The sequence below is a fragment of the Caballeronia sp. dw_19 genome, assembly GCF_018449515.1.
GTDB lineage: Bacteria > Pseudomonadota > Gammaproteobacteria > Burkholderiales > Burkholderiaceae > Caballeronia.
Genome location: NZ_JAAVUQ010000016.1, coordinates 172,030 through 182,296, shown reverse-complemented (window position 1 = coordinate 182,296; position 10,267 = coordinate 172,030). Strand labels below are relative to the sequence as shown.

At 61.3% G+C, this 10,267-nt stretch carries 10 protein-coding genes; 3 read left to right on the top strand and 7 right to left on the bottom strand.

Going from position 1 to position 10,267, the window contains the following annotated elements:
• Positions 1-125: 125 nt before the first annotated feature.
• The 7 genes from fba to HB376_RS21875 all read right to left on the bottom strand — a co-directional run bounded on the left by fba (position 126) and on the right by HB376_RS21875 (position 8,286).
• Positions 126-1,160, bottom strand: coding sequence for a class II fructose-bisphosphate aldolase (gene fba / locus HB376_RS21905; RefSeq protein ID WP_213765757.1), 1,035 nt, complete (start codon positions 1,158-1,160; stop codon positions 126-128).
• Between the two features lie 52 nt (positions 1,161-1,212).
• Entirely contained in the window at positions 1,213-3,276 is a 2,064-nt protein-coding gene (gene tkt / locus HB376_RS21900) for a transketolase (protein WP_213765756.1), read from the bottom strand.
• A gap of 40 nt (positions 3,277-3,316) precedes the next feature.
• Positions 3,317-4,189, bottom strand: a complete 873-nt coding sequence (locus tag HB376_RS21895) for a phosphoribulokinase (RefSeq protein WP_213765755.1) — start codon at positions 4,187-4,189, stop codon at positions 3,317-3,319.
• A gap of 46 nt (positions 4,190-4,235) precedes the next feature.
• Entirely contained in the window at positions 4,236-5,336 is a 1,101-nt protein-coding gene (locus HB376_RS21890) for a class 1 fructose-bisphosphatase (protein ID WP_213765754.1), read from the bottom strand.
• An 18-nt stretch (positions 5,337-5,354) separates the two neighbouring features.
• Positions 5,355-6,248 (bottom strand): CbbX protein, encoded by an 894-nt coding sequence (gene cbbX, locus HB376_RS21885; protein WP_255631494.1) that lies wholly within the window; start codon positions 6,246-6,248, stop codon positions 5,355-5,357.
• 68 nt (positions 6,249-6,316) lie between these two features.
• Positions 6,317-6,754, bottom strand: a complete 438-nt coding sequence (locus HB376_RS21880; protein ID WP_213765752.1) for a ribulose bisphosphate carboxylase small subunit — start codon at positions 6,752-6,754, stop codon at positions 6,317-6,319.
• 41 nt (positions 6,755-6,795) lie between these two features.
• Positions 6,796-8,286 (bottom strand): form I ribulose bisphosphate carboxylase large subunit, encoded by a 1,491-nt coding sequence (locus tag HB376_RS21875; protein ID WP_213765751.1) that lies wholly within the window; start codon positions 8,284-8,286, stop codon positions 6,796-6,798.
• A gap of 418 nt (positions 8,287-8,704) precedes the next feature.
• Here HB376_RS21875 and pqqA point away from each other — a divergent pair, with 418 nt between their 5' ends.
• The 3 genes from pqqA to HB376_RS21860 all read left to right on the top strand — a co-directional run bounded on the left by pqqA (position 8,705) and on the right by HB376_RS21860 (position 10,251).
• Positions 8,705-8,779 carry a pyrroloquinoline quinone precursor peptide PqqA gene (pqqA, locus tag HB376_RS21870; protein ID WP_013342881.1) on the top strand — a complete coding sequence of 25 codons (75 nt, stop codon included), beginning with the start codon at positions 8,705-8,707 and terminating at the stop codon, positions 8,777-8,779.
• Positions 8,780-8,967: 188 nt separating this feature from the next.
• Positions 8,968-9,534, top strand: coding sequence for a DUF447 domain-containing protein (locus HB376_RS21865; RefSeq protein ID WP_213765750.1), 567 nt, complete (start codon positions 8,968-8,970; stop codon positions 9,532-9,534).
• Positions 9,535-9,552: 18 nt separating this feature from the next.
• Positions 9,553-10,251, top strand: coding sequence for a (5-formylfuran-3-yl)methyl phosphate synthase (locus tag HB376_RS21860; RefSeq protein WP_213765749.1), 699 nt, complete (start codon positions 9,553-9,555; stop codon positions 10,249-10,251).
• The last annotated feature ends 16 nt before the right edge of the window (positions 10,252-10,267 follow it).

The window sequence follows — 10,267 nt, the reverse complement described above, 5'->3', positions numbered from 1 at the left end:
TGCAGACCGCTAACGCCGAAAGCAGCAACCCGGCATCAACCCCGACCGCTAACACCAGAACCTAGCACCCCGACCGCTAACCCCAAACCCCAGAACCTGCCCAAACCCCAAACAAGCGCCAGCGACTAATACTTCCGTGCCATCACATCCAACCCTAGCGGCTTGATCCTGTCAGCCTGCCCGGCGCATCCAAACGCCTCGAACCGTGCCACGCATAGATCCCTCGCCGCAGCCGTCGCTGCCTTCAACGCATGACGCGGATCGAACTCACCCTTCGCCATTGCCAGCGACCTTCGCATCGCCCCGGTCATCACCAACCTGATATCCGTATCGATATTCACCTTGCGCACGCCATTGGCAATCCCGCGCTGAATCTCTTCCACCGGCACGCCATAAGTCACCGGTATCTCACCACCGTACTCACGAATAATCGACAACCATTCCTGCGGCACCGACGACGATCCATGCATCACCAAATGCGTATCCGGAATCAACCGGTGAATCGCAACTATCCGGTCAATCGCCAGAATCTCCCCATCCGGCTGACGACTAAACCTGTACGCGCCATGCGACGTCCCAATGGCAATAGCAAGCGCATCCACGCCCGTCGCCCCGACAAATGCCCTTGCCTGCTCGGGATCGGTCAACAAATCGTCACGCGACAACCGGCCCTGCGCTCCCACGCCATCCTCCTCGCCGGCCTGCCCCGTTTCGAGCGAACCAAGACATCCAAGCTCCCCCTCGACCGAAACCCCCACCGCATGCGCCGCCTCCACTACCCGCCGGCTAACCTCCACGTTGTAAACGTAATCGGCAGGCGTCTTCTGGTCAGGCATCAACGATCCATCCATCATCACGGACGTGAAGCCCGACCGGATCGCCTGCTGGCACACCGATGGACTCGCCCCATGATCCTGGTGCAGTACGACCGGCAGGTCAGGATGCGCCTCGATCGCAGCCAACACAAGATGACGCAGGTACGGCTCCCCGGCATATTTGCGTGCCCCCGCGGACGCCTGCAAAATCACGGGACTGCGCGTTGCCTCTGCCGCCTGCATGATCGACTGGATCTGCTCCATGTTATTCACGTTGAACGCAGGCACGCCATAGCCATGTTCCGCTGCATGATCCAGCAACTGACGCAATGCGATAAATGACATTTCGGACTCCGTTATATCAAGGCTATCAATAACCCCCTGAAAACCGATGCGCTCAGCAAGCAACCCTGCTTGCCTCTTCGACGACTGCCTCGACCGTCAGCCCGAAATGCTCGAACAATACTTCGGCCGGCGCGGATTCGCCAAAACAATCGATTCCCACCACCCCGCCGTCCAGCCCGACATACTGCCGCCAGGAAGCACTCACTCCCGCTTCGACCGCCACACGGGGTACGTCCCGCGGTAGCACCCTGTCACGCCACGCTCGCGATTGACGGTCAAACACGGTAGTAGATGGCATCGATACCACCCGGGCAAACACTCCTTGCGCATGCAACGGCTCAATCGCCGCCAGCGCAAGCGCGACCTCCGATCCAGTCGCAATCAGCACCACCCGCTTCGACACACGGCCCGCCGGCGCCGCCCAGTCGCGCAGCACATACCCGCCATTGGCAATGGCATCGATCTGTTCTTCATCGCGCGAAACAAACGGCAAGCTCTGACGGCTCAACAATAAACAGGAAGGACGATCGCGGTCGATCGCGCACACCCAGGCCTGCGCCGTCTCCACGGTGTCGCACGGACGCCATACATCCAAACCTGGAATCAGTCGAAGGCTGGCTGCATGCTCTATCGACTGATGCGTCGGACCATCTTCACCGAGGCCAATGGAGTCGTGCGTAAACACAAACACCGTACGAACTTTCATCAGCGCGGCCATGCGCAGCGCGTTACGCGAGTAGTCGGAGAATGTGAGGAAGGTGCCGCCGAAAGGCAGATATCCGCGATGCAACGCCATGCCGTTAAGCGCCGCACTCATGCCGAATTCACGCACGCCAAAGTGCACGTAGTTACCGCCCTGGACACCGTCGCGCCCGCCTTGGACTGTCACGGCCTCCTTCCAGCGCGTGAGGTTTGAACCGGTGAGATCCGCCGATCCCCCCAACAGTTCGGGCAACACACGAGCCAGCCCTTCTATCGCCTGCTGCGACGCCTTGCGCGTCGCTATAGACTGACCCGCGCGGTTGGCGTCCTGCACGAGCGCCAGCGCAGCCGTGCGCCAATGCGAAGGCAGTGCTCCGCGCGTACGCCGTTCGAACTCGGCCGCTTCACGGGGAAACTGCCGCCGGTATGCACCGAACCGACCGGTCCAGTCGGCTTCAACCGTCTCCCCATGCTCGCGAGCGTCCCACCGGTTCCGGATCGCCGCCGGGATCTCGAAGGGCGGATAAGGCCAGTCAAGTGCACGCCGGGTGGCTGCGGCCTCCTCAGCACCAAGCGGCGCGCCGTGCACGTCGTGGGTCCCGGCCATCGACGGCGAGCCCTTTCCAATGACCGTCTTGCAACAGATCAGCGTCGGCTTTCCGACCGTACGCGCATGGCGTAATGCGCGGTCAACGGCATCGACATCATGGCCGTCCACCTCGCGCACCACGTGCCAGCCATAGGCCTCGAAGCGCGCGGGAGTATCGTCGGCAAACCAGTGGGCCACGTGGCCGTCGATCGAGATGCCGTTGTCGTCGTAGAGCACTGTCAGCTTGTTCAGTCCGAGCGTACCCGCCAGCGAAGCCGCCTCGTGTGAAATGCCTTCCATCAGGCAACCATCACCAACAAAAACATAAGTTCGATGATCGACAATCACATGCCCTGGCCGGTTGAACTCCCTCGCGAGCAGCGCCTCGGCAAGCGCCATGCCGACCGCATTCGCAAATCCCTGGCCCAAAGGTCCGGTTGTCGTTTCAACGCCCGGCGTCAGCCCCACCTCGGGATGCCCCGGCGTCTTGCTGTGCAGTTGCCTGAAGCGTTTCAGTTCATCGAGTGGCAGGTCGTAGCCGCTCAGATGCAGGAGTCCGTATAACAACATGGAACCATGCCCGTTCGATAACACGAAACGATCACGGTCGGCCCAGTCAGGATTGCGAGGGTTGTGTTTCAGGTGCCGGCTCCACAATGCAACGGCGATCTCCGCCATTCCCATCGGCATGCCAGGATGACCGGATTTGGCCTGGCCGACCGCATCGATGGCAAGAAAACGGAGCGCGTTCGCCATCAACCGGGTTTCATCACGAACGCCCGGGGGTGCGCTTGCTTCAGCAGATACTTCAGTGACGGCATTCATCGGATGCCTCCTCCAGTTAGAAAACGATAAGACCAAACCCTCAGGCGCGAGCGCGCCGATCGAGCAACTGCAGGATCAGCGGCGTGAAGATGAGCTGCATCGCGAGTCCCATCTTTCCGCCCGGCACGACGATCACATTCGGACGCGACATGAACGAGTCGTGCAGCATGGTGAGCAAATACGGGAAATCGATTCCCTTGGGCCGGGCGAACCGGATGACGACAAAACTTTCGTCCGCGTGCGGAATCTCGCGTGCGGTGAACGGGTTGGACGTATCCACGGTGGGCACCCGCTGGAAGTTGACATGCGTGCGCGAAAACTGCGGGCAGATGTAGTTCACATAGTCCGGCATGCGCCTGAGGATGGTGTCGACCACCGCCTCGTGCGAATAGCCCCGCAAGGTCTGATCACGATGCAGCTTCTGAATCCACTCCAGATTGATGATCGGCACCACGCCCACAAGCAGGTCCGCATGACGCGCAACATCGGCCTTGTCGGTCACAGCCGCACCGTGCAGCCCTTCATAGAACATCAGGTCCGTGCCGGCAGCAATGTCTTCCCAGGGCGTAAACGTGCCGGCGTCCTGCTGGTAGAGCGCAGCTTCCGCATCATCGTGGACATAGTGGCGAACCTGTCCGGTCCCCGTATCCCCATAGTTTGCGAAGAGTTGCGCAAGCTCTTCAAGCAGGTTGGCCTCCGGGCCGAAATGGCTGAAGTTGCGCACACCGTCACACTCGCTTTGCCTGAGCGCCTCACGCATGCCCAGGCGATCGTGTCGATGAAACGCATCGCCCTCTACAATCTGCGCGTTGATCCGCTCTCGCCTGAAAATGTGGGTGAAGCTCTTCATGACGGTTGTCGTGCCCGCGCCGCTGGAGCCGGTCACCGCGATAACCGGATGTTTGACTGACATGGTGTGTCTCCTGGTTCTCGTAATCGAATTCGATCAGGCGACGCGCTCAGGCCGGCGCTTCAGGCAGGAACAACGACCGCTTGTTAAAAAGCGGCGACGTGTAGGGCTTGTCTTCGCCACGGTCATAGTCGGCGTGATAGCGGGCAATGCGCGCCACTTCATTCTTCGATCCCAGGATCACCGGCACACGTTCGTGCAACGCCCGGGGTTGCACGTCGAGAATCCGCTCGCGCCCCGTGGTCGACATGCCGTCCGCCTGCTCGATCAGGAAACTCATCGGACTGGCTTCATACAGGAGCCGCAAGCGCCCTTGCATGGCCGGCGTCTTGAAGTCGCGTGGGTACATGAAGACGCCGCCGCGCATCAGGATGCGGTGGACCTCGGCGACCATCGAAGCGATCCAGCGCATGTTGAAATCCCGTTCACGGCAACCGCTGCGTCCATCCTTGCATTCCTGTACATAGCGGCGCACGGGCGGTTCCCAGAAACGCTCGTTCGACGCGTTGATCGCGAACTCACAGGTGTCCTCCGGAATGCGGATATCCGAATGCGTGAGCACGAAATTTCCGACCTCGCGATCAAGCGTGAAGCCATGCGTGCCATTACCAACCGATATGACGAGCATGGTCGACGGACCGTATACCGCGTAGCCTGCTGCCACCTGCTCGTGCCCCGGCCGCAGGAATGCGGCGTCGATCGCTTCGGGGCCTGACTTCAACCCGTCGGGCGCCCGTAATACCGAGAAGATCGATCCGACCACACCGTTGATATCGATATTCGAGGAACCGTCCAGCGGATCGAACGCCAGCAGATATTCCCCGCGCGGATACGCGGGCGGAATCGTGTACACGTCTTCCATCTCTTCGGACAGCATGCCCGCCAGCAGACCGTCCCACTCGCAGTGCTGCAGGAAGATGTCATTGGTCGCAATATCGAGTTTCTTCTGTTCCTCGCCATGCGTGTTGATGGTCGCAGCCGAGCCGTAGTTGCCGCCCAATGCCCCCTTGGTCAGTTGCGCCGAGATGGTCTTGATCGAAGCCGCTACGTCGATCAGCAGCGCCGACAATCCGCTGGCCTGAACAGGCGATGGCTTGCGATCGAGGGTATCGATCAGGAACTTTGAAAGTGTGGTCCGTCCATCCAGCATGGCGCACTCCTGGGAGGTTTAAGCAGGTCCGGGCGACGGCGCGTCGAACACACGGCTCGCGCGAATATCGGTGGCGCACAGCAGGGTCAGCGCAGCGGTGTCGGATGGACCGCCGCCTTGCATCGCCTCGGCGAACAGACGGCTGGCCTGGCGCAATCGCGCGCGGTCGAGCGCGTTGCGCACCGAGCGCGCATTCGCGAAATTCGGCTGGCGGATGCGCCGCGCGAGATAGTCTTCGAACGCGGTACGCGCCTCGGCGTCGAGCCGGTAGTGCATCCGTGCGAGCATGCCTTCGGCAATCGCGAGCAGTTCCGCGGCGTCGTAGTCGGGGAACGTGACGTGATGCGCAATCCGCGAGCGAAACCCCGGATTACTCTGGAAGAAGGTTTCCATGCGCGACTCATAGCCCGCCAGAATGACTACCAGATCCGAACGCTGGTTCTCCATGGTCTGCAACAGGATCTCAATAGCTTCCTGCCCGTAATCGCGCTCGTTTTCCGGCCGATACAAGTAATACGCTTCATCGATAAACAGAACGCCGCCCATGGCGCGCTTGAGCACGTCGCGTGTCTTGGGCGCCGTGTGCCCGATGTACTGGCCAACAAGGTCGTCTCGCGTAACCGACACCAGATGCTTGCGGCGGATATAACCCAGCCTGAACAATACTTCCGCCATGCGCAGCGCGACCGTTGTCTTGCCCGTGCCCGGATTGCCGGAGAAACACATATGCAAAGTGGGTGCGCCGCTCGCGATCCCCAGCGTTTCGCGCGCCCGCTCGACCAGCAGTTGCGCCGCTATTTCGCCGATACGCGTCTTCACCGGAGCAAGCCCGACCAGATCGCGATCGAGTTCGGCCAGCACCTCGCCCACCGCCGACTCGCGGAACAGCGCGACGAGATCGACACTAGCCATGTCCGGCCGAACGGGCGATTTTTCGGGCGGTTCGTGAACCGGCAGATCGGCTGCGGCTAACGTCATCGTCATCTCTCCAGTGGCGCAGGTACTTGGCGGCTCGAGGGCGGCCGGTCATTCGAATAAGCCTTCATCGCGTAGTGCTGCACGCGGCCGTGGACGTCCTGGCGCTCCAGGCGGAAGCCCGGTTCATCCTGTGGCCGATTGACGATGAACGACAGCCGCATGGTCTCGAATCCCCGCACTGAATCGAACGCGTTGACCTTGATGTAATGCTGCGGATAGGTCGTTCGGCAAGCGTTGACTTCCTGCATCGCGCCGGCGGGGTCTTTCAGGTCGAACATCGGCAAGCCCCACATTTCCCAGTAGGTATTGCGCGGATGCGGGTCGTCAGTGAACTCGACCGAGCAGGCCCAGCCCTGCTGCAGGGCGTAGTCGATCTGCAAGCCGATCTCCTCGTCGGTGAGGTCGGGAAGGAATGAAAATGTGCCTTGTGTGATTTGCATGACTAACCTCTTTTCAATCAGTTTCCTAAAAGCTCAGGGCCTCAGGCCGGCGTTGGCGTGGCGGCAAAATCCGGCGTGTCGGTCGACGCATAGTTGAACGTCACATCGCGCCATGTATCGAGCGCCTGCTTGAGCGGCGTACACCAGCGCGCCGCGCTCTCAAGTATTTCCGGCCCCTCGTGCGCGATGTCGCGGCCTTCGTTGCGCGCCTTCACCATGACTTCGAGCGCGACGCGGTTGGCGACAGCGCCTGCCTGGATGCCGGCGGGGTGACCGATCGTGCCGCCACCGAACTGCAGGATGCAGTCATCGCCGAACAGGTCCAGCAACTGGTGCATCTGCCCGGCGTGAATGCCGCCGGAAGCCACCGGCATGATTTTGCGCAATCCAGCCCAAGGCTGATCGAAAAATATGCCGCGCGACAAGTCCACCGGATTGTGCGACTCACGCAACACGTTGTAATAGCCCTGTACCGAAAGCGGATCACCTTCAAGCTTGCCGACCGCCGTACCGGCATGTGCATGATCCACGCCTGCCATGCGCAGCCATTTCGCGATCACGCGAAACGAAATGCCGTGACTGCGCTGTCGCGTATAAGTGCCATGTCCTGCTCGATGCAGGTGCAGGATCATGTCGTTCCTGCGAGCCCAGCGCGCCATGGACTGGATAGCGGTCCAGCCGATCACCAGGTCGATCATCACAATGCACGAGCCCAGCTCCTTCGCGAATTCCGCGCGTTCATACATGTCCTCCATGGTCCCGGCCGTGACGTTGAGGTAGTGTCCCTTGACCTCGCCGGTAGCGGCTTGCGCGCGGTTCACGGCTTCCATGGAAAACAGGAACCGGTCGCGCCAGTGCATGAACGGCTGCGAGTTGATGTTCTCATCGTCCTTCAAGAAATCGAGGCCGCCTCTCAGACCTTCATACACCACGCGTCCGTAGTTCTTGCCCGAGAGCCCCAGCTTCGGTTTCACCGTGGCGCCGAGCAACGGACGGCCGTACTTGTCGAGCCGCTCGCGTTCGACCACGATGCCCGTCGGCGGCCCCTGAAAAGTCTTGAGATAAGCAACAGGCATGCGCATGTCCTCGAGCCGCAGCGCTTTCAACGGCTTGAAGCCAAACACGTTGCCGATGATCGATGCCGTCAGGTTCGCGACCGAGCCTTCCTCGAACAGGTCGAGGTCATACGCGATATACGCGAAATACTGCGGCTCCGCGCTGCTCGAAGCCGGTACGGCGTCCACGCGGTACGCCTTGGCGCGATACATATCGCAGGCGGTAAGCCGGTCGGTCCAGACCACGGTCCAGGTTGCCGTCGACGATTCCCCCGCCACCGCCGCCGCCGCTTCCTCGGGCTCGACGCCGGGTTGCGGCGTGATCCGGAAGAGAGCGATCACATCGGTGTCCTTCGGTACGTAGTCGGGCTGCCAGTAACCCATCTCGCGATACTTCATGACGCCCGCCGAGTAGCGGGAACGCGGGGCCGGCGCATTGGATGCCGGCTCGACGGCGGCCTTGGTGAAGTCGTTCATTTCGTTTGCCTCGAAAGAGAAAACCGCGCTGCGGAAGCTTCAAAGCGCTCGTGACCAGATAGCTGAACAGATGAACGGACTGGCCTGCGCCGTGATTGCAATGTAAGCGTGAGCCGGCCCGAGGGGAATTCACGATTTTCTTCGTCAGGGTTAAGCGATCCGTTAACGTGGGGTACTCCCTACATCCGTGTGCCGGAACGACGTGGGACACTTTGCTGCGGTTCCGCGACAGTCAGACGCATTCGTCATTGCGCCATCCAGCCCGCGTGTTCCGTATGTGCTCCGAACACGACGCGCGTGTTTTGGCACGCTGCTTGCGTGAGGGTGCCTGCTGGTGCTGCTTGCCGTTGCGAAAGCTGCTGGAAAGGCGACGACGGGTGGTACTGGCGTTCCGTTGGATAACTTGATGGAGACGACTATGCAGTGGACGACACCGAGCTACACCGATATGCGTTTTGGTTTCGAAATCACGATGTATATCGCAACGCGTTAAGCGCTGGGCGCCGCCGTCGGCCCATGGTCCTTGCATGGGCAACTGACGTGCGGCTTGGCGTGATCGTCCTGGCGTGCTGCCGCTGAACCGGGCTCACGTCCTAAGTGACACAGGTAACGATTACGCTTGAGTTGAAATGTGCCAATCCGCCGGCTCCCAGTGCGTCGCCATGACCAGCGTTCCCCGCCATGATCTACGAAACGATCGTCACGACCGCGGCGCGCGATGGCCGGCCCCACATTGCACCCATGGGCGTTCGCTTCGAGGACGGACTGGTGATTCTTGCGCCGTTTCGCCCCTCCACTACGCTGGACAATATCGTCGCCACGCGCGCGGCCGTGATCAACTTCACGACTGACGTGCGCGTGTTTGCAGGCTGCGTGACAGGTTACTCGCGGGACTGGCCGACACGGGCCGCCGCGCGCGTGAACAGCGTGCTGCTGGAGGATTCGCTCGCTCACACGGAGCTTGAACTCGAGACATTCCGGGACGACCCGCAGCGTCCGGTGCTGCGGATGAGAAGTGTGCATGGTGAGACGCATGCGCCGTTCACGGGGTTCAATCGGGCGCAGGCTGCCGTCGTGGAGGGCGCGATTCTCGTGAGCCGTCTGTTCATGTTGCCTGCAGAAAAGGTCGACCATGAAGTAGCGTACTTGCAAATCGCCATCGATAAAACCGCCGGTGAGCACGAGCGTATTGCGTGGGACTGGATCATGGCGGCCATTGCACGGCATCGCTCGGGCGCGGCGCGCTGAATTATTCCGGAGGTTTTCATGACTGCATTGCTCGCGAGCGTCCGCTCGTCCGAAGAAGCGCTGGATGCAGCGCTTGCGGGCGCCGAACTGATTGATCTGAAGGAACCGGGCGCCGGGGCGTTGGGCGGTGTGTCCCTGGACGAGATCACACGGATCGTGGCCCGGCTGCGATCGACCTTCCCGGTCAAGCCGATCAGCGCAACTATCGGCGATATCGCGACCGAGGCGATCGATGAGATCGCCACGCGCGTGATTGAGGTGGGCAATACGGGGGTGGATTATGTGAAGGTCGGCGTGACACCCGGGGCAGCGGCGCGGGATTGCCTGATTGAGCTGGCGAACTTGCCGGCGGCAGTCGTGCCGGTGCTGCTGTGCGATGCGGGCATGGATGTGGAGCTGACTCGCTTTGCAGCAGCGTTGGGCTTTGCGGGAATCGTCTTCGATACCGCCATCAAGAACGGCCGCACGCTCTTCGATTGCATCGATAAAAACACGCTCGCGGCTTGCTTGCGAGCGGCCGGCGAGAACGGTTCAATGACCGGGTTGGCGGGGTCGCTCGGTTGGGCGCAACTGCCGGAGATTCGCGAACTGGCGCCGGATATAGCGGGGTTTCGAACCGCACTGTGCGAGGGAGGGCGTGCGGGGCGGCTGGACCCCGCAAGAGTCGCCCAATGGGCCGATGCACTGCATCGGAGTGCGGTCGCGGACCCGCATTAAGCTTCGCCTGGAAGAT

What these genes read in the sequence shown, in the direction of transcription:
- fba (WP_213765757.1), bottom strand. Translation starts at nt 1,160, where the DNA reads ATGTCATTTATCGCATTGCGTCAGTTGCTGGATCATGCAGCGGAACAT.
- tkt (WP_213765756.1), bottom strand. Translation starts at nt 3,276, where the DNA reads ATGAATGCCGTCACTGAAGTATCTGCTGAAGCAAGCGCACCCCCGGGC.
- HB376_RS21895 (WP_213765755.1), bottom strand. Translation starts at nt 4,189, where the DNA reads ATGTCAGTCAAACATCCGGTTATCGCGGTGACCGGCTCCAGCGGCGCG.
- HB376_RS21890 (WP_213765754.1), bottom strand. Translation starts at nt 5,336, where the DNA reads ATGCTGGATGGACGGACCACACTTTCAAAGTTCCTGATCGATACCCTC.
- cbbX (WP_255631494.1), bottom strand. Translation starts at nt 6,248, where the DNA reads ATGGCTAGTGTCGATCTCGTCGCGCTGTTCCGCGAGTCGGCGGTGGGC.
- HB376_RS21880 (WP_213765752.1), bottom strand. Translation starts at nt 6,754, where the DNA reads ATGCAAATCACACAAGGCACATTTTCATTCCTTCCCGACCTCACCGAC.
- HB376_RS21875 (WP_213765751.1), bottom strand. Translation starts at nt 8,286, where the DNA reads ATGAACGACTTCACCAAGGCCGCCGTCGAGCCGGCATCCAATGCGCCG.
- HB376_RS21865 (WP_213765750.1), top strand. Translation starts at nt 8,968, where the DNA reads ATGATCTACGAAACGATCGTCACGACCGCGGCGCGCGATGGCCGGCCC.
- HB376_RS21860 (WP_213765749.1), top strand. Translation starts at nt 9,553, where the DNA reads ATGACTGCATTGCTCGCGAGCGTCCGCTCGTCCGAAGAAGCGCTGGAT.